Consider the following 19,861-nt stretch of genomic DNA (forward strand, 5'->3'; position numbering starts at 1 on the left):
AACATTACTGTTTCTTCCAGACCCGGTCAAATCGGGCTTTCCGACCCAGCCACCCTGACGCGACTCAGTGACCGAACCTCACACAGAGCGTGTGATTCGGCTCTTAAGACTTGCTAGGGGGTTCGGAGCGTCCGGCCGCTTTCGCGTCCCGCACTCGCTCCAACAAGAAGAACATTACTGACCTTCGCCCGCTCAATGCAAATCGGGGTCCCCGCCTGGATCCGCGTGTTCCGGCGAACCCTCTCGGCGACTCACCACTCACACCAGTCACAGCCGTTCCGAACCCCCGGCTCGCCGTCAAACTCGGCTCCCCCGCGCCGACCGCCAAGATCCACGCGCGCCAGTTCGAGCCACGAACCACCCGGTAGTTGCAACGACGTACACCTGGACAGGCCTCACGTCGTACGGGCCCTAGCTATTCGCTTGTCATCCACCGGCAGGTCGATGCCGTTGGGGATGGGCAGGACCGGCTAACCAGTCCTGCCCATCGGTCCAGCACCGTCCGGCAGACGCCTCTCGGCGAGTGGCCGCTCGTAGCGGCTGAGGTTGAGGCCCGGGGTCATGCTCCGGACGGCATCAGGTGTAACCCGGCTACCGCGCGCACTATTCCCTCGGATCCACCTCGGCTGCCCGGGGGCGATCCGCCGTTCTGCCGCTCCCCTGACGGTTACCGCGAGGGTTGGGGTGCCTCGCAGTCGACCTTCGGGTTGGCGCCGATGTAGTTCAACGGGCCGGCCACGATCGTGACCAACGTTGTCCCCACCTTCGCGCAGGTCGCGTCAGACCCCGCGAAGTAGTTCCTCTGAGCGGCGGCCGCGATGCCGATCAACAACCAGATCAGCACGATCGCCGTGACCACACGTGAGGTGGTCGTGGTAGTTCGAGTGCGCATGTCCCCTCCTCGGTGATGGCGCACCCCCGTGTTCCAATGTGCTCCGACCACCTACCGGTACCCGACTTCTCCGAACCAAAGCACCGCCGGGTGCCCGACCTCGTTAAGCGTCCACGACCTCGTAGTACGGCTTGATCCGTGTGTTGATGAACCGGCCGACGCTCTCCGCCGCCATCAGCTGCTTGTGCACCAACTGCGGCACCTCCAGGTACCGGTACAAGTCCCCACTCACGAACTCCACCTCGAGCGTCCCGGTCTCCAGCTCATACCCCACCGATCGCACACTCGACGACTGCACATACCGCCGCTTCATGCCCCTCCAGTCACTCAGTCGCATCAGTTCCCCGCTGAGAACCCATCCACGAAGCGATCCAGTCCCCCCTCGCCTGACGTCTCAGAGAATCCCTCGCCGATTGTGCCGCCGGTCTGATCGCTACTGAGCTTTCGAGCTAGATAGCGGTGCTCCGAGGCAAGATTTTCGATCGGAGGTTTGAGCAGGAGTTGGTTCTCGTTGGTCACAGCCGATGTTTCCGCCAAGCTGCGAAAGGGTGCAGATGAGCAAGCACTGAACCGGTCGCGGCCAGCGCATTGCCGAAGCTCGCGGCTGTTTCGACGAGCATCTGCTGCAGCTCATCTGAACCGATGATCTCGACACTAGGGTCCGGCACCCAAGCGGTTCTCGAACGACAGAATATTCGCACGTCCTCGTCGCCGGTCGCGTCGAACTCTAGAGTGCGCTCAATGCCTTGAGAATAAAGATCCACTTCTACAGAGCGGCGCGCACGTAGACCGGCGATGAGATCTGGGAGTTGCTCCATGAAGGCCGACATATCGTACTCAATATCCAACCCCCAGTCGCTCTTGCCGAACCCACCGATATGGAAACGGCAGTCCCCGTCGGCGATGACACTGCATGCTTCGATGACCAACGACTCGTAGCTCGCGTCATGTACGAGGCTTGCTGAGGTGGCCGCAGGATGATGGTGCGTTGGTGCGCATGTCAACGACACGGTGAAGCCCATCTAGCTCATCCCTTCTACGGCCCGACAATCGGGAATGCAGTCTTATACAAGTCGCCCTGACCGTGAATGAGCGTAGCTGCTCTCGCTGGAACGACGGTCCCATCCGGCATGATGACTCGCCCAAGACCATCAGGGATTCGAACCGACCTGGGACCGGCACCTGGCACGTGAACGCTCTTCAAGAAGTCGGCAGCGGCTTCGTTGTCGAGCCACTGACCTTGCTGATTGCCGGTGCTGCGGGCACGGTCGGTCAGCTTTCTGGCATTTTTATCTCCGGCGCCATGCGTCTTGAAAGTGTGACCGAATGTGGGCCCGCTCCGCCAACTCCAGTTCGGGTCGCATCCTGAATTGGTGTTGTGCACCAGAACTGGTGTTGCTCCCGCAAGTACGAAATAGGTCGAGAGGTCGTCAACGCTGAGGTTGTAGGCGAGGGCGGATCTTGGCAGATCCGCCTTGAAACGACCCACGACCGCGCTTCGGCCATCTGTCGTGCGGAGCCGATCTCCAGCACGCAAACGATCAGCCCGGCTATACCGCCGGTCGGCTTCGCTCCAGAACGGGTGATCGTCAGTAGTCGTGAGGACATCCCGATTGATCTCCAGGTCGAAGAGGTCGTCTGAGTGGGTCCAGGTAGCCGTGACTATTCGAGCGCCGCTGCTGCCGGTCTCCGGGTCTTCGGCATGGACCTGATCGCCCGCTCTAATCTGGCTGATCGGTTTGGTTGAGCCGTCGGCCATCAGCACCGCTGTGCTGGCCGCGAAGCTGCAGGCCTTCCCGGCGGTACGACCGAAGCCCTTCGCGGTTCGGAGGACCGGCAGACGGCTGGTGATGGCGATCAGTGCGAAATCGGCAATCAGGCGAGAACAGTTCCCCTTCTTCGCGCAGGCTTCCGCGCTGAGGATTCCATCACTTACTCCGGCGATGGTGCCGGTGACCGCGGCTGTGGCGAGTGCGAAGGGAACCAGCGGTGCACAGACGACAGCCACTGTGCAGCCGACAGCGACTAGCAGAGCACCTGTTGAAACCCCGCCACCTATCTTGGACACCTTCGTGAGGATCTCGTCGCGGGACCACATCCCACTGAGATCACTGAAGGACAGTGGATTCCCGAGTCCGTATCCATAGGGCTGGTCGCTGGCGCCTTGGTCTGGGGAGAGGAAGAGGGCGGTGGTGGGGTCGTATTCGCGTTGGCCGAAGAGGTAGGTGCCGCCGGGGAGACGGAGGCCGCCGGCGTAGCCGAGGCCCGCGGCGGCGGGACCACGCGGGGCGCCGTACGGCTCGAAGTCGTGGTGGGTGGTGCCGGTCATCAGGGTGGAGCCGGTTGGGCCGGTCACCATGGGGGTGGCTCGGCCGCCGGCCAGGCTGGCGAGTACTCCTTCGCCGTAGATGTACCGGGTTGGGCCACTGGCCAGGATCTGTGGGGAAAGCGGGTCCCATAGGAAGCGGGTGGCGGTGCCCTTGGTGGTTTGCGCGATCCGGCGGCCGTCGCCTGCGTGCTGGTAGGTCGTCGTGACGCCGTCGCGGATGGACGAGACGGGCTTGCCGGCTGCGCTCCAGGTGTACGTCGTGGTGCCGTCGGAGCGGAGGTTGCCGTCGGCATCGAGTTGGTTGGCGCGCGACTGCGGCCATTCGATCGGGAAACGGCTCGGGAGGCCGATCGAACCAACCGGCTCGCTCCCCCCGCCGAAGCCGAACCACGTCGCGCCCGAAGGGCGTTGTTCCCAGGTGCGGTTGCCGCTGCCGTCGTACGCGTAGCGGATGAAGTCCTTCGTGTCCGGCGCACACTTGTCGACGGCGTAGCAGACCTGGGTCAGGCGGCCCGACGGGTCGTACTCGTAGGCGGCGGTGCCGGCCTTCGAGTCACTCGTGCGGACTACCTGGTTGACGGCGTCGTAGGCGTATTCGAGCTTGCGTAGCGCGGAAGCACCTCGGGTGACAACCGTCGATACGAGGCGGTCGCGTTCGTCGAACCGCTGTAGCTCGGTCATGCCGTCGGCGTGCTGAGTGGTCGCCGTGCCGCGCGGGACGTCGTAGCGGTAGGTGGCCAGTGGTCGCCCGTCCACCTTGACCTGGGACAGGCGGTCGAGCAGGTCCCACGTGTAGGACTCGGTGTGGCCCGCGGCTTTGCGGGAAAGGAGGTTGCCGACGGCGTCCCACTGGTACTCGATGGCGCCGCCCGGACCCTGCGCGGACTGCAGCCGGTCGAACGAGTCGTAGGCGTAGGTCGTTTTGCCCGTGCCGTCGGTCTGCGACGTTCGGCGTCCGAGCTGGTCCCAGGTGAACGAGACCGCGGGTGTCCCGTCGGAGTACGTCACCTTCGAGATGAGCCCGCGGCGATCCAGCGCGAAGCTCGCGGCTTTCCCGGAGGGCAGCGTTGTACGGATGAGACGGCCCGATTTGTCGTAGCCGAACTTCCACGTGCGGCCGCCGTACGTCACCGTCAACGGACGACCGGCGCCGTCGTACGACGTCTGGTGGGCACGTCCGCCAGGATCGACCTGTTTGACCACGCGTCCACTCGGGTCATACGCAATGGTGGCCTCGGGCAAGTTCGCGTCTGGGCCTTGTACAGCGACGACCTGGTCCGCCTCGTCGTACTTCAAGGTGGTGGTTCGGCCCGCCGCGTCGGTGGTGCCGACAAGCCTGCCGCGGCCGTCGTACTGCCGTTGCACCGTCGCGCCGCCTGGGCCCACGATGCGCTCGACCCGGCTCTCCGCGTCATACGAGATCCGCGTGACGGCTCCACGTGGGGACTTGACCGAGGTGATCCGTCCCCAGCCGTCGATCTCGTACGAGGTTTCGAGGCCGGCTGGATCGGTAGTACGGATCAGGTCGCCATCGGTGTTGAAGGCGAACCGGGTCGTACGGCCGAGTGGGTCTCGTACAACGGTGGCGAGCCCGCGAGCGTCGTACGTGGTGGTGACGGTCTTGCCCGCCTGGGTGATGGAGGTGGGATTACCTCGACCGTCATAGCTTGCGGCGATGGGCCGACCGCTTTGATCGACTTCGCTGGTCTGGTCGTTCGTCGCGTTGTAGCCGCGCCGTACGACTCCGCCCGCCGCGGCTACCGATTTCGTCACCCGGCCGCGGACGTCGTACGCCTGGCGCGCGCCATTGCCCTGACCGTCGAGGACGTGCGTGAGGTTGCCCGCCGCGTCGTAGCTGAACCGGACCGCGATACCGGTCGGATCGGTCTGGCCGACGAGCCAGCCACGCTTGTACTCATTCAGCCAACGGGCGCCGGTTGGATCTGTCATAGTCGACGTACCGCTCAGGGCGACGCCACTTTGCACCCAGGACCAGCGCATCGTGTGCCCGTTGCCGTCGGTCTGCGACTCCACCCGGCCGGACGCGTCGTATTTCGTGGTGATCTCCGGTGTGGACCGGTCCCCCGTCATCCGACTGGTGAGTCGGCCGGCCTCGTCGTACCCATAGCGGGTCTTCAGCCCGCCGGGTGACGTGACCTCGGTCAAGCGGCCATCCTGATAGCTGTACCGAACGATGCGCGGGTCCATCCCCGGCGCGGACAGCACGACCGACGTGATCAGACCCGCGGCGTCGTACTGGTACCGCAGAGCGCGTCGCCCGTTGCTGACGGCAACAACCTTGCCGTCGCGTTGATCCACGGTGACGCCTTGGCCGTTGCGGTCGCGGATACCGGTCAATGCCCCGGCCGCCGAGAAGGTCATCGCCATTCGCTCGTACGTCGTGAGAGTGAAGCCGATCGCGGTACGAACCAGGTCGAAGCGGGCCGGGCCACGCTCAATCACGTACGACGGGCCGGCGCCCGCGCGGGTGAAACGGATATTGCGGCCATCCGCGGCGTGGTAGATCAGCGACGCGCCGGCGCGCTCGATCGTGAGGTGATCGGAGTACGACGCACGCCAGCCTTTGCCGTGCACGCCGCTGTCCGGCGCGTTCGAGTTGTACGTGCGGTCGACGGACAGGGCCACACCGAGACCCGGCGCGGCAGCATCGGTGACTACCTCGGTGAGCGCGCCTGTGAGGGTGTTGACCGGATCGGCCTGCATCGCGAAAGGGCCGAACAGTCCGCGGGCCTGCTCGTGCGGAAGCACCCACTCCGGCGCTCCGGCGTAGATCAACGCGTTCCCGGAGGCGGCGCCCTTGCCATTCGTCAGGGAACCACCAAGAAGGCCAGGTGGCGCCGCGACTTCGCAGTCGAGCGGCACCGTCAGGCTCCACGTGAGCGATTGGGTGGCGACCGGTTTCGGCCGGGGATGGTTCTCGCACGGCCAGGCTGGGATCTGCCAGGTGAGGGCGTCGGTAGTGCGCAGGACGCAGTAGTCGGCACTTGCGCGGAACGTTCGAGCCTGGAAGGTGAAGGTGACACCCGTGCCGGCATGACCGAAACCGCCGTCGGACGCGATCATGCTGCCCTCGGAGATCAGCTCACCGTCGGCAAAAACCTTCACGTCCGTGTGGATGCAGGTGTCGACCGCCATCGCCGGAGTGACGCCGACCAGTTGGACGGCGACCATCACCAGCGCGATCAGCGGCGCAACGACACGCATCTGCATAGTTCCCCCGTTGTGTGACGACATCAGAACTGAGTGTGGTCAAACCTGCACCTCAATGTCCATCCCGTTCCACGGACCTGTGGATAACTCAAGCAGCAGATGAGAGGCCGGCCCGTGTACGTGCCGAGCTGATGAGCCGGCTCAACTCTTGCGAATCGATCGTCTCCAGCCTGAGGTGCACTTCTTCGTCGATGGTTCCCGCCGCCGGAAGTGTCAGGGCCAGGCAGGCTCTGGCCAACTCCCGTGCCTGGCGCGCAGGCACGTCACCGGCCAGAACGCGGGCGAATGTCTTCGGGAATCGGTGCCGCAACGCGAGGGCCTCCCCGAGATAGCTTGACGCGTGCTCGTCCCCCGATTCCATATGTGCATCGAATTCCCGGACGCACGCCTCAGGCAGGGCCGGGCAGCCCTCGCCGCCCACCACCGTCATCTTGCCTTTCCCTGGCGGCGGGTCTGGCGTTGCATTGAGATCGGCGTAACGCAAGGCGATCCGGAGGAGCTGTATCTCGGCGGCGGTGGACTCGGCGTACGCGGCTGCGGCGGCAGCGAGGATCTGGTCGGCTCGTGATTTTGTATCGGACATGCTAGTGAATATACGAGCATTCAGAGGCCGATTATTCGTTATCCACAAGGAGATTTTGGCACTGCGCGCCTTCCGGATGGCCTGTGGATAAAGGGCTCGCGCGATCTTGCGGTTGAGGCAGGATGGGAGGTCTACAGAGGAGGAGATGTGATGAGTCAGGTTGTGCCGACTGTTGGGCTGACGCATGGCGCTGAGATGCCGCGGCTGGGGCTGGGGACGTCGCCGATGTCTGACGATGAGGCGGAGCGAGCTGTCACGATCGCTATCGAGGCGGGGTATCGGCTGATCGATACCGCTGAGATGTACCGCAATGAGGTTGGTGTCGGGCGTGGCATCAAAGCCGCGCAAGCGAAGCGGGAAGAGCTGTTTGTCACCTCGAAGTTCAACAACGAGCGGCACAGCGTTTCCGGAGTGCGGGAAGCGTTCGAGGCCAGTGCCGAGCGGTTGGGCCTGGAGTACCTGGACCTCTTTCTGATCCACTGGCCCAATCCCAAGCAGGACCAGTACGTCGACGCCTGGCGTGGGTTGATCGAGCTGCGGGAGGCCGGCTTGGTGCGCGCAATCGGGGTGTCCAACTTCAAGCCGACGCACCTGCGGCGATTGATCGACGAGACCGCGGTGGTTCCCGAGGTCAACCAGATCCAGCTCAGTCCGTATTGGATCAGGAATGACGCTCGCGCTTTCCACGATGAGCACGGGATCGTCACCGAGGGCTGGAGTCCGCTTGGTAAGCGCACCGATCTACTCGAGCATCCGAAGGTCGCGAAGATCGCTGACGCGCATGGCAAGACGCCAGGTCAGGTCATTTTGCGTTGGCACGTTGAGCTCAACGTCGTACCGATTCCCAAGTCGCAGGATCCGCGCAGACTCACGCAGAATCTCGACGTTTTTGACTTCGAGCTCACCGAAGACGAGATCGCTGCCCTGTCGGCTCTCGATGGCTTGGCGACGGAGGTGGTCGACTCCGATTCCTTCGGCCACTAGGCGAAAGCAGCCCCAGGCGACATCAACCGTAGGCAAAGAGCCCTGGACGACATCAGCCCCAGGAGAAAGCTGGATTAGGCGCGATCAGATGGTGGCGATGTAGTAGGTGTTGAAGCTGTCGGCTTCGATGTGCCGAGCCTGGATCGAGGTGAAGCCGGCGTCGCTGAGCATCTGCTGCGCCTTCTGTTCACCCCACACCGTCCCGAGGCCGTCACCGCCGAGGGAGAGCGACACGGTCATGCAGTGCATCGTCGACACGGAATAGAGGAACGTGCCGAACGGATGCTCAACGTTGTCCTCAAGCTGACTCGACGCCTGGATATCGACCATCAGGAAGACGCCACCCGGCCGGAGCGCAGCGGCGATCGCGGACAACACCTCGGCCGGATGCGCCTGGTCGTGGATCGTGTCGAAGGCCGTGATCAGGTCGTACCGGTCGTGCTCGGCCAGCGATGCGACATCCTGAACCACGAATTCGGCATTGCTCAAACCGAGGCGCGCGGCTTCCTCCTTGCCAGCGGCGACGGCCTCCGCGGAGAAGTCGTAACCCACGCAGCGACTGCGCGGGAACTCCTGCGCGATCAGGTTGATCGCATGCCCACTCCCGCAACCGAAATCCGCCACGTCGAGTCCGTCCCGCAATCGCTCGGGCAGACCCGGAACGAGCGGCAGCACCTCGTCCACGAGAGACGCGTCGAAGACGGCACCACTGTCCTCGGCCATCAACCGATGGAACTCGCTGTACGACGAATAGGGCACGCCACCGCCAGTGCGGAAACACTCGGTCAGTTGCGATTCGACGCTCGCGAGCAACGGGATGAACTGCGTCGCCGCCGCGAGGTTGGCCGGACCCGCCGCACGTGTGAGCCAGCCAGCGTGTTCCGCCGGGAGCCGGTACGTGCGCGCGATCGGGTCGTACTCCAGCACCTTCGCCGTAGTCATCGCACCGAGCCACTCGCGCACGTACCGTTCTTGTAGATCGGCCGCACCAGCGATCTCGTGACTAGTTGCCGCCGGCAACTCCGCCAAGGTGTCGAACAGCCCGACCTGGTGTCCGATGCTCATCAGCAGTGCGAGCATGCCGTCGTTCAGCACCTCAGCCATCCGCGCGCCGAACTCCTCCGCACGAACGGCGTCCAAAGCAGACGATGTGCTCATGACGTCTCCTAAAGTCAGGGAAAACTAAGTCCCCCGAGCATCCACTGCCCGGCCGATCCCGAGCATCGGTGAATTCACCTAAATCGAGGCGCGCCGGCGAGTGGCGAAGGCGGCGGCCTCGGCCCGGTTCCGCAGACCGAGTTTCGACAGCACACTGGCGACGTGGTGCTCGACGGTCCGCCGACTCAGGTAGAGCCGGGCAGCGATCTCCGGATTGGACGGCCCATCTGCCAGCAGCTCGAGTACGTCGAGCTCTCGCTTCGTGAGCAGCCCCAAGCCCTTCGGCCCGACCCGCGCCGCCGCGGCTCCGGCCGAGCGCAACCAGCCCGCAGCCGCGTCGGCATCAGTCGCGGCGCCCAGATCCTCGAAGACGGTCAATGCCATCCGTGCCTCGACGATCGCCGGCTCGGGCTCCTCGACGACCAGTGCCGCCGCGAAGGCCATCCGCGTACGAGCGACCTCGAGCGGCATCTCCAGAATCGAGAAGTGTGTTCGAGCCGCAGCGAGGTGAGCGCACGCCTCGGCCAAGTCCATTGCCGCGAGCAAAGCACGGCCGGTCAACCGCTCGGCGCGAGCCGTGATCAGCGCGCTGTCCGAGTGGGTGGCCAGCTCGGCGAGATACCGGCCTTCGCGAAGCGCGCCGTCAACGTCTCCCGCCACCAAACACGCCTCACCAAGCGCCTCGCGAAGCCGCGCCTCCTCCAGGAAACGTCCTTCGACCTCACTCAGCCGCTGCCGCGCGATCGAAACCGCCGTCGAGATCTCGCTCGTAGCCAGATACCCGGCCACCAGCACCGGCAGTACGACCGCGCGGTCCTCGAATCCCGCCAGCAACTGACGAGCCTCTTCCACTCGCCCCTGCGCAAGACGCAAGTCGGCGAGGTACGCAAAGGCCTCAGCCCGTACGGCGGGTAGCGCGTCGCGGGCCAAGTCGACGGCTGCCGCCAACTCTGTCTCTGCCCGCGCCCAGTCCCCGGTCGAGACGAGCACAGCGCCGTACGACGCTCGGCAGGTCGCGTTGAGATAGGGACAGCCGTACCGCTCGATGAAGGTCTCCAGCGAGCGGTTCCACTGGATAACCCGGAGGTAGTCGGCCCCGTGAACGCAGGACCGCATCAGCAGACAGCTCGTGAGAACCACCGTGTCGAGATTCGCGCCCTCGCCACCAAGCGCGCCCGCGAGCGCCTCGTCCAGCAGCATCCCGCCGTCAGCGATCCGGCCGAGGTCGACGTACGCCGAACCGCGCATACTGAGCGCGCAAAGCTCCAAATCGCGATCGCCCGCGCGTACGGCGACCTGGTGCGCGCGCTCTGCCCAGGCGGCTACCTGGAGCGGGTCGTCCTCGGAGCCACATTTCGCGAGCAAGACCCATGCCGAGAGGACCGGCTCTTCCAGGCCTGCGGCGAGCCGGGCCGCTCGAGCCGCCCAAGCGCGTGCGACCGTGCGATTCCCGGCATTCGCCTCGTACAACAGGCTGAGGCCGATGGCGACTCCAACCGCCTGTGCCGGGTCTGACCGGGAGAAGCCGGCGTACGCGCGCTCCCAATAGGAGAACGCCTCGCGGACGTTCCCGAGCCACCAGTGCGCGGTTCCCAGGCCGAAGTGGCCCTCGGCGGTCTGGTCGATGTGCACAGCCTCGCCGAACGCAGTACGCGCCGCCACCCAGTCCCCGTTGGCAAGCGCCGTTCCGCCCGCCTCGAGGAGAGCGGCCGTCTCCGTCACTTTTCGACGGTACTCCCGACTCCGCAACCAGGACAGCCCCGGCCCACCGAAGTGGACCGGGGCTGTCAGGAGCCAGCTAGACCGTCAGCTGCAGCCGGAGGTGCTGCCGCAGCCTTCGCAGACGTAGCAGGAACCGCTGGGGCGCATCTTGGTTCCGCAGGTGAAGCAGAGTGGGGCGTCCACCGAGGTTCCGGTGATCAGCTCGAACATCTCTGCCGTGGTGCGGGCCTCGCCCTTGACCGGCTTGGCGGCTGCCGCGTCGACCGAGGGGTCCGCCGCGGCGTCGGCCTCGACCAGGTCGGTGACCGGCTCGATCGGCTCGACCGCCTTCAGCGAGTCGGCTTCGGACAGCTCGGCCGGGGCCTCGTACGACCCGGTGTCGAGCTGGCGGGACCGCTCATCGGCCGAGTAGATGCCCAGGGCGGCCCGGTCCTCGAAGGGCAGGTAGTCCAGGGCCAGCCGGCGGAAGATGTAGTCCATGATCGACTGCGCCATCCGGACGTCCGGGTCGTCGGTCAGACCGGCCGGCTCGAACTTCAGGTTGGTGAACTTCTGGACGTAGGTCTCCAGCGGCACACCGTGCTGCAGGGCGATCGAGACCGCGATCGAGAAGGCGTCCATCACACCAGCCAGGGTCGAACCCTGCTTGCCCATCTTCAGGAAGATCTCGCCGAGGCCGTCGTCGGGGTAGGACCCGGCAGTCATGTAACCCTCCGCGCCACCGACGCTGAACGAGGTGGTGCGCGACGGGCGGGACTTCGGCAGGCGCTTGCGGGTCGCGCGGTACTCGACGACCTTCTCCACGATCTTCTCGGCCGTGGCGGCGGTGGTGCCGCTGGAGTCCGAGCCGTTGGCCTTCGCGGTCTTCGAGTCCGACAGCGGCTGGCCGACCTTGCAGTTGTCACGGTAGACGGCCAGCGCCTTCAGGCCGAGCTTCCAGCCCTGGAAGTAGACGTCCGCGATCTCCTCGACCGTGGCCGACTCCGGCAGGTTGACCGTCTTCGAGATCGCGCCGGACAGGAACGGCTGAGCCGCCGCCATCATCCGGACGTGACCCATCGGCTTGATCGAGCGCTCGCCCATGGCGGTGTCGAAGATCTCGTAGTGCTCGGTCTTCAGGCCGGGAGCGTCGACGACGTGACCGTGCTCGGCGATGTACTCGACGATGGCCTCGATGGTCTCCTCGGTGTAGCCGTGCAGGCGCAGGGCCCGCGGCACCGTCTGGTTGACGATCTGCATCGAGCCGCCGCCGACCAGCTTCTTGAACTTGACCAGCGAGAAGTCCGGCTCGATACCGGTGGTGTCGCAGTCCATCATGAAACCGATGGTGCCGGTCGGCGCGAGCACCGAGGCCTGCGCGTTACGCCAGCCGTTCTTGGTGCCGATCTTCAGCACGCCCTCCCACTCGCGGGTGGCGTGGGCCTGCACGTCCTTGTCGATCTCGTGCACCGTGCGGATCGCGTCGTTGGCCGCGGCGTGCTTGCGCATCACGCGGGTGTGCGCGTCCTTGTTCCGGGCGAAGCCGTCGTACGGGCCGACAACACCGGCGAGCTCGGCCGAGCGACGGTACGACGTACCGGTCATCAGCGAGGTGATCGCGCCGGCCAGCGCGCGGCCACCGTCGGAGTCGTACGCGTGGCCCGTCGCCATCAGCAGGGCGCCGAGGTTGGCGTAGCCGATGCCGAGCTGACGGTAGGCGCGGGTGGTGTCGCCGATCGCCTCGGTCGGGAAGTCCGCGAAGCAGATCGAGATGTCCATCGCGGTGATGATCAGCTCGACGGCCTTGACGAACTTCTGCGAGTCGAAGCTGTCGTCATCGGACAGGAACTTCATCAGGTTGAGCGACGCCAGGTTGCACGACGAGTTGTCGAGGTGCATGTACTCCGAGCAGGGGTTGGACGCGGTGATCCGGCCCGTCTCGGGCGTGGTGTGCCAGTCGTTGATGGTGTCGTCGTACTGGATGCCGGGGTCGGCGCAGGCCCAGGCGGCGTGGCTGATCTTGTCGAACAGCTCGCGGGCGTCGACGGTCTCGATGATCGAGTTGTCGATCCGGGCCCGCAGGCCGAACTCGCCCTTCTCCTCGACCGCGCGCATGAACTCGTCGGTGACCCGGACCGAGTTGTTGGCGTTCTGGTACTGCACGGAGGTGATGTCGCGGCCGCCGAGGTCCATGTCGTACCCGGCGTCGCGGAGGACGCGGATCTTGTCCTCCTCGCGCATCTTGGTCTCGACGAACTCCTCGATGTCCGGGTGGTCGATGTCCAGCACGACCATCTTGGCCGCACGGCGGGTGGCGCCACCGGACTTGATGGTGCCGGCCGAGGCGTCCGCGCCGCGCATGAAGCTGACCGGGCCGGAGGCGGTACCACCGGAGGACTGCAGCAGTTCCTTCGACGAGCGGATCCGGGACAGGTTCAGGCCGGCACCGGAGCCGCCCTTGAAGATCAGGCCCTCTTCCTTGTACCAGTTGAGGATCGAGTCCATCGAGTCGTCGACGGCGAGGATGAAGCAGGCCGACACCTGCTGCGGGGACGTCGTACCGACGTTGAACCAGACGGGCGAGTTGAAGCTGAAGTACTGGTGCAACAGCATCCAGGTCAGCTCGTGCTCGAAGATCTCGGCGTCGGCGGGAGTGGCGAAGTAGCCGTAGTCCTCACCGGCCTTGCGATAGGTCTTCACGACCCGGTCGAGCAGCTGCTTGAGGCTGAACTCGCGGTTGTCGTGGCCGACCGCGCCACGGAAGTACTTGGTGGTGACGATGGTGGAGGCGTTCACGCTCCAGAAGTCGGGGAACTCGACCCCGCGCTGCTCGAAGACGGTCTCACCGGTCTTCCAGTTCTGCTGCACGACGTCGCGGCGCTCCCACGTCACGTCGTCGTAGGGGTGCACGCCCTCGGTGCTGAAGATGCGCTCGATGGTGAGTCCCGCGGACGCGTTCTTGCGCCCCCGGAACCCGGCCGCCGACCTTTTGGTCGACCCCGAGTGGCCGGTCACCGTCTCTGTCATGGTTGCTCCTCGACTCGTCTGTACTACTGCTGCGGTCTGTCGGGACCGCCCCGTTGGGCATAGCAAGGCACTGCTGTACTGCTGGTACTCCCCGTTAACGTCTGTGGTGTTCTTTGGGTACGGCGCCCGGGCGAGACGCCTGGCGAAGCCCTAGGTGCGGGCCGTTGGCTCCGTACCGGCGGGCTCTTTCTCCGCCCGGAGCAGCGCGATCTCGGTCTCGAAGTCGTCAGCCGACTCGAACTGGCGGTAAACGCTCGCGAAGCGCAGATACGCCACCTCGTCGAGCTCCCGCAACGGGCCGAGAATGGCCAGGCCCACCTCGTGCGCCGGCACCTCCGGCGACCCGGCGCCCTTCAGTGCGTCCTCGACCTGCTGGCCGAGTCGCGCCAGGGCGTTGGTGTCGACCGGACGGCCCTTGCAGGCCTTGCCGACACCCCGGATGACCTTGTCGCGGCTGAACGGCTCGGTCGCACCGGACCGCTTCACCACTGTGAGCTGCATCTGCTCGACCGTGGTGAACCGCTTCTCGCACACCGGGCACTGCCGACGCCGGCGGATCGCTCCACCGTCCTCGGCGACCCGGCTGTCCACCACCCGGGAGTCCGCGTGACGGCAGTAAGGACAGTGCATCGCGAACCACTCCTCCCGAGAGCTGATCGGTCGTCCCACGAAGAGGTCACAACCCGGTGCGGCGCCCCGCTAGCGGTGCCGTCTGGGGATAAACCTGGGGACAACCTGTGTATGGCCTGTGCGTAAGCGACCACAACCTGTGGACTAACTTCACCCGTGTAACTACTACATCTAGGGATACCGTACGCCCGGCCACCGACAGAAGCAAGAAAGCCCCGGAGCCCCGCGTGAGCTCGGCGTGTCGTTACCGAGGCAACATATTCGGGCACGTTCCGAGACCGATTCGGGCTGATTTCGAGACGGGAATACGGCTATCGCGGGCCGTGTTCAACCTGCTACGGCGTATCCCAGCGCGACGCAGGCGGAGCGCATCACCCGGGCGTCGGGCAGTCCCGAATCGGGCGCGCGGAAGAACTCACCGTGCGCCAGGACGTCGCGTCGCCAGGTCCGAAAGCGGCCCGGGAACGGTCGACCGCAGGCCGCCACCATGGACGGCGGTCTCGAAGGCGGGAGCCACGAGTTGCCCGGTGGTCGCATCGAGGTCGTGAAGCAACTCGAAGAGCTCGCCACGGGGTGTCAGCCGAACGAATCCGCTCGGCTGACACCCCAGCTCCACTGCCACGTCACAGGCACGCGCGAAGACGGACTCCTCGTCATCCGGCGACCAGATGCTGATCGACAGATGCGGTGGCTGTGGATGAAGCGCGTCGTTCGTCACTACTTCATGCTGGCCGACCACCAGGCCGTCAGCGGTCGCGAAGCGCCTTTGCCTCGGCGATGATCAGCCGCCGCTGGTCGGCCGCGATCCCCCGCGTGGCGGGAGTTGCGGCATACGTGGCGAGGGCGTCGTACCGGCCGGAGCCGAGCATCGAGGTCATCGTCGCGACGGCGTGCGCGGGCGCCTCCGAGGTGAGGATGAGGTGGGCCAGACCGGTCCGGGTCGCGATCACCTCGAACGAGGACTCAACACCGCCGACCTTGATGACGTGACGACCCGCGGTTTCGTACGCGAGGGCGATCGTTTGGCCGTTGGCGACCGGCTTGCCGTCGAAGGTGATCTCCTGGCCGTCAGCCGCGTCCACCGCGATCGTCACCGTCTGGGCACGATCGAGCTTCGCGCCGGGTGCCGGGCTGAGAACGGTTGCGGCCGGGCGCTGCTTGAAAGCGGCGTTCCAGCCGGCGAGCTCGGCCGGGCGGTTCGTGATGATGCCGTCGACGTCCGCCTCTTCGAGGAACTTCCAGCTGGTCGCGTTGTCGACGGTCCAGACGTTCACCGCGACGCCTGCCGCATGCAGGCCTGCGACGATGCCGGGCTTGGTGCGGAACGCGGTCTCCGACGGGTTGTACGCCGACAGGCCGAGGTCCTTCGCGATGGCGACCGGGTCCGCGTCCAGCGTGCTGCGCAACAGGCCGAGTGGCAGCTCCGGGGCGAGCTCGCGCATCCAGACCAGGTGCTGCGGCTCGAAGCTCTGCACGAACACCCGACTGCTCATGCCCTTCGCACGGATCTCCGCGACGATGCGCTCGACCTGTGCCTTGGTGTGCGAGCCCTTGACCTCCAGCAGCAGGTTGCCGCCTCGGGTCTTCAGGCCTTCGAGCTGGCTCGCCAGGGTCGGGATGCGCTGACCGACGAAGGCCGGGGCGAACCAGGAACCAGCGTCGAGCCCGGCGAGTTGCGCCGCGGTCAGGTTTCGCACCGCACCGGAGCCATCCGTGGTGCGGTCGACCGTGGTGTCGTGCAGGATCACCGGCACGCCGTCCTTGGAGGGCTGGACGTCGTTCTCGATCCACTCGGCGCCGGCGCGGCGGGCCACCTCATCGGAGGCCGCGGTGTTCTCCGGTACGGCGGACGAGGCGCCGCGGTGGGCCCAGATTCGCAGGGTCTCCCCCGGCTTGCGCACGAACGACTCGCGGGCGAGCGGTGTCACCGTCAGGTCGTCGAACGAGACGGTCGAGCCGTTGACGAGCAACGCCTGCACGCCTTGCGGAGTGCGCTGCACCTGCGTCGTACGCAAGGCCTCGCGGCCGTCGACGTACCAGACGCCACGGGTACCGCGGACCTCCACGGCGACGCGGACCTCCTTGCCGGTGCCCACCTGGACCGGGGAGGGAGCCGTGTTGGTGACGTTCCACGCGTTGGCGGTGGTGCGCTGGGCGAACTCAAGACCGTTCGAGGCGGTGGCGTTGTTGCGTAGGGTCGCGATCGACCAGGGCACGACGCCGCTCGGGGCGAGATCGAGGCCGAACGCCGTCCACCGGGCCGCGTCGACGGCCGACTCGAACCGGAGCCGGGCCTCGATCCGGAAGTCGGTCAGCGGCGTACCGAAGGTGATCCGGCTCAGCTGGCTGGAGCTGGTCGACGTACCGATCAGGCGGCCGTTCTCGACCCGCCAGGTTCCTTCGGCGGCGGTCCATCCGGCGGGCAGACCGGGACCGTCGAAGGTCTCACTGACCGTCGGGGCCGTCGCTGCCGCTGCCGCAGGCGCGGTCGCTTCCGCGGGGGCGGTGGGGCTGGCGGTGCCGGTGGCGCTGGCCGTGGCGGCAGGTGAGGCGGCGAGCAGGGTCGTCACGGCGGCGGTGGTGACAAGGAAGGCGGTCGCGGCGCGGACGGGACGGCGCCGGCTCGTGATGGGAGAGGTCATGACGACTGAACGTAGGAAAATCACAACAACAGCGCCAGTGTTCGTCATGAACCAACAGCAAACTGTCCCCTACATGCCACACCCGACCCAACCACCCATCAACGCGACACAACTCAACGCCGGCGCGGCACGGCGCGGCTCAGCGTCTGGTCGGCGCGGCTCAGCGTCAGCTCGGCTGGCCCGACGCGGCTCGGGCTCGGCGGCGACTAGCGGAACAGGGGGACTTGCAGGGTTTCACCCGGGACCACGTCGGTGACGGTCATGATGCCGTTGAGTTCGGCGATCTGCTCGACGACCATGCGCGGGTCTTCGCCCGGGTTGGTCTGCTGCGCGATCGACCAGAGGGACTGACCGGCGCCAACCTGCACCGGGACCATACCGCTCATCTCCGGAACGCCCGTCCAGACCCCGGCGACGCGCAAACCGAGCACTAGCACGGCCGCGCCGAAGATCAGCACCGACACCATCGTCAGCACGACTCGGCCCCGGCGGGTCAGTTGCAGCGCGGCCGGTTCGGCCGTCGGCTGTGGGCCGACCTCGGCCCCGGCGCACGCCCGGGCGGGCATCCGCTCGGTGGTGGACCCGTCGATCGCGCGGCGACGGCGAGCCTGCCGGGCGCCGTCGACCTCCGGCGTCTGCGTAACCAGCGCGAGTGCGCTCATCGGATCCTCCAGACCTCGTTCTGCGGTGTTGATCCCTGTCTATCGGGTGCCACCGACAGTTTTTGCCGGCTGCACCTCGTTCGACCGGCCCGAACACCTGTTCGATCGAACGTGTGTACGAATGATTAACCGAATCCCACCCCGGACGCAACCACCCCGAGGTGAGACACGCCGGCTACAACAAACCCGAAACCCGGATCTATACCCCGACAGTCGAACAGATGGACGAAGCGACACGCCTTCGAACAGATGTTTGAAGAATCTCAGGATTCGGTCTACGTTTTGACTGTCGACAAATCATGGCCGGTGGCGATTTACCGCCGGCCCGATCCGAGGAGGGGCCACGGATGGCCAGGACGCCGAGCGGTTCGAGCAGCGGTTCGCGCAAGGGCGGTCGTGCCGGTGCGAAGGGTGCGGACGACCAGACCGTGACCGAACTGCCGGACGGCCCCGCCGACGCGACCGGGCTGACACCGCGGCAGCGCCGGGTGCTTGACGTCATCCGCGAATCGGTCGACAGCCGCGGCTACCCGCCCTCGATGCGAGAGATCGGCGAGAAGGTGGGACTGACCAGTTCCTCGTCGGTATCGCACCAGCTCCGCGTGCTCGAGCAGAAGGGCCTGCTACGCCGCGATCCGAACCGCCCACGCGCCATCGAGGTCCGTTATCCGAACGAAGTGGCGGACGCGGCCCGTCGCGGTTCGGTCGCCTCAATCCGCCAAACGGCGTACGACGAGACCGACGCCGGCGACGCGCACCCGGCCGCTGCGTATGTGCCGGTGGTCGGCCGGATCGCCGCCGGTGGCCCGATCCTGGCCGAGCAGCACATCGAAGAGGTATTCCCGTTGCCGAGGGCAATGGTCGGTGAGGGCACGCTGTTCATGCTGCGGGTCAAGGGTGAATCGATGATCGAGGCCGCGATCTGCGACGGCGACTGGGTCGTGGTGCGCCAGCAGCCGACCGCCAACAACGGTGACATCGTCGCGGCGATGATCGACGGCGAGGCGACGGTCAAGACCTTCAAGAAGACGAAGAACGAGGTCTGGCTGCTACCACACAACCCGGCGTTCGAGCCGATCGACGGCACCGACGCGACAATCCTCGGAAAGGTCGTAACGGTTCTGCGGCGTGTCTGACATCTCAGACGCCGAGCAGAACCCCGGGAGTTCTGTCACGATAAAATCATGCCGACCGTTTATGACTTCAGCGCCACCCGCATCGAAGGTACCGAACAGTCCCTCGACGAGTATCGCGACCAGGTCATACTGATCGTGAACACTGCGTCGCAGTGCACCTACACCCCTCAGTACGCGGGGCTGCAGAAGCTGTACAAGACGTACCGCAAGCAGGGCTTCACGGTGCTCGGATTCCCTTGCGACCAGTTCGCGCATGAGGAACCAGGTGACGAGAACGAGATCGCGAACTTCTGCTCGACGATCTATCACGTCACCTTCCCCATGTTCGCCAAAATCGACGTTAACGGCTCCCGGGCCCACCCGCTGTACAACTGGCTCAAGCGTGAGCAGGGTGGGCTGCTGGGCGGCCGGATCAAGTGGAACTTCACCAAGTTCCTGATCGGCCGCGACGGCAACGTGATCGGACGCTACGCGCCCTCCAACACCCCGGAGAAGCTCACCGACAAAATCACCGCCGCCCTAGCCATCCAACCCGCGCCCCGCGACTAATACCTCGGTCGCCGGCAGTACCGCAGTCCGCACCACCCACCCGCCTGCGGACTCTTGCTCGACGCGTCCCTTGTCCACCGCGTCCTAATCCCGGCCTCCCACGGCCACGACCCCGGGCCGCCCCCCAACCCACCCAGGTCGCCTTGCCGTTCCCGCAGGCGTTCAGTCCTTCCGGCGGTCCCCCTCCGCCACCCCAGGCGGTCGCCGGGCGATCTGCCCGGCACGCCTCGACGCGCGTATTCAGTATCGACGAGCTGATGCGATCAAGAGCCGATGCCCTGCGTCGACAACGACAACCTCAACCTCGGTGGCGCCACCAAGGTCACTGAGCGGGCCC

At 66.0% G+C, this 19,861-nt stretch carries 15 protein-coding genes; 3 read left to right on the plus strand and 12 right to left on the minus strand.

Annotation, left to right across the window (positions count from 1 at the left end; all coding sequences use genetic code 11):
• Positions 1–667: 667 nt before the first annotated feature.
• From ACFFGN_RS29925 to ACFFGN_RS29945, 5 genes are all read right to left on the minus strand, one after another.
• On the minus strand, positions 668–892 hold the full coding sequence (locus ACFFGN_RS29925) for a hypothetical protein (protein ID WP_380054405.1): 225 nt from the start codon (positions 890–892) through the stop codon (positions 668–670).
• A gap of 103 nt (positions 893–995) precedes the next feature.
• Positions 996–1,205 carry a KTSC domain-containing protein gene (locus tag ACFFGN_RS29930; RefSeq protein ID WP_380054407.1) on the minus strand — a complete coding sequence of 70 codons (210 nt, stop codon included), beginning with the start codon at positions 1,203–1,205 and terminating at the stop codon, positions 996–998.
• 202 nt (positions 1,206–1,407) lie between these two features.
• Entirely contained in the window at positions 1,408–1,914 is a 507-nt protein-coding gene (locus ACFFGN_RS29935) for a hypothetical protein (protein ID WP_380054410.1), read from the minus strand.
• A 14-nt stretch (positions 1,915–1,928) separates the two neighbouring features.
• A complete protein-coding gene (locus tag ACFFGN_RS29940; protein WP_380054413.1) occupies positions 1,929–6,446 on the minus strand; it encodes a polymorphic toxin-type HINT domain-containing protein in 4,518 nt (1,505 codons plus the stop codon).
• 94 nt (positions 6,447–6,540) lie between these two features.
• A complete protein-coding gene (locus ACFFGN_RS29945; protein ID WP_380054416.1) occupies positions 6,541–7,035 on the minus strand; it encodes a hypothetical protein in 495 nt (164 codons plus the stop codon).
• A 195-nt stretch (positions 7,036–7,230) separates the two neighbouring features.
• Between ACFFGN_RS29945 and ACFFGN_RS29950 the strand changes: the two genes are divergently transcribed.
• Positions 7,231–8,019: an aldo/keto reductase gene (locus ACFFGN_RS29950; RefSeq protein ID WP_380055095.1), complete on the plus strand. Its 789-nt coding sequence runs from the start codon at positions 7,231–7,233 to the stop codon at positions 8,017–8,019.
• An 84-nt stretch (positions 8,020–8,103) separates the two neighbouring features.
• On the opposite strand, the gene ACFFGN_RS29955 is transcribed toward ACFFGN_RS29950, so the two are convergent.
• The 7 genes from ACFFGN_RS29955 to ACFFGN_RS29985 all read right to left on the minus strand — a co-directional run bounded on the left by ACFFGN_RS29955 (position 8,104) and on the right by ACFFGN_RS29985 (position 17,839).
• Entirely contained in the window at positions 8,104–9,177 is a 1,074-nt protein-coding gene (locus tag ACFFGN_RS29955) for a class I SAM-dependent methyltransferase (protein ID WP_380054419.1), read from the minus strand.
• A gap of 78 nt (positions 9,178–9,255) precedes the next feature.
• Positions 9,256–10,899 (minus strand): helix-turn-helix transcriptional regulator, encoded by a 1,644-nt coding sequence (locus ACFFGN_RS29960; RefSeq protein ID WP_380054421.1) that lies wholly within the window; start codon positions 10,897–10,899, stop codon positions 9,256–9,258.
• An 84-nt stretch (positions 10,900–10,983) separates the two neighbouring features.
• Entirely contained in the window at positions 10,984–13,905 is a 2,922-nt protein-coding gene (locus ACFFGN_RS29965; RefSeq protein ID WP_380054424.1) for a vitamin B12-dependent ribonucleotide reductase, read from the minus strand.
• Between the two features lie 150 nt (positions 13,906–14,055).
• On the minus strand, positions 14,056–14,535 hold the full coding sequence (gene nrdR, locus ACFFGN_RS29970) for a transcriptional regulator NrdR (RefSeq protein ID WP_380054428.1): 480 nt from the start codon (positions 14,533–14,535) through the stop codon (positions 14,056–14,058).
• A gap of 415 nt (positions 14,536–14,950) precedes the next feature.
• On the minus strand, positions 14,951–15,253 hold the full coding sequence (locus ACFFGN_RS29975; RefSeq protein ID WP_380054431.1) for a hypothetical protein: 303 nt from the start codon (positions 15,251–15,253) through the stop codon (positions 14,951–14,953).
• 28 nt (positions 15,254–15,281) lie between these two features.
• Positions 15,282–17,177, minus strand: a complete 1,896-nt coding sequence (locus ACFFGN_RS29980; protein ID WP_380054436.1) for a glycerophosphodiester phosphodiesterase — start codon at positions 17,175–17,177, stop codon at positions 15,282–15,284.
• A gap of 206 nt (positions 17,178–17,383) precedes the next feature.
• Positions 17,384–17,839, minus strand: coding sequence for a LysM peptidoglycan-binding domain-containing protein (locus ACFFGN_RS29985; RefSeq protein WP_380054438.1), 456 nt, complete (start codon positions 17,837–17,839; stop codon positions 17,384–17,386).
• A 347-nt stretch (positions 17,840–18,186) separates the two neighbouring features.
• Here ACFFGN_RS29985 and lexA point away from each other — a divergent pair, with 347 nt between their 5' ends.
• Positions 18,187–18,975 (plus strand): transcriptional repressor LexA, encoded by a 789-nt coding sequence (lexA, locus tag ACFFGN_RS29990; protein WP_380054442.1) that lies wholly within the window; start codon positions 18,187–18,189, stop codon positions 18,973–18,975.
• Between the two features lie 48 nt (positions 18,976–19,023).
• Positions 19,024–19,524, plus strand: coding sequence for a glutathione peroxidase (locus tag ACFFGN_RS29995; protein WP_380054445.1), 501 nt, complete (start codon positions 19,024–19,026; stop codon positions 19,522–19,524).
• Positions 19,525–19,861: the final 337 nt, after the last annotated feature.

The organism is Kribbella deserti, from assembly GCF_042434725.1.
GTDB classification, from domain to species: domain Bacteria; phylum Actinomycetota; class Actinomycetes; order Propionibacteriales; family Kribbellaceae; genus Kribbella; species Kribbella deserti.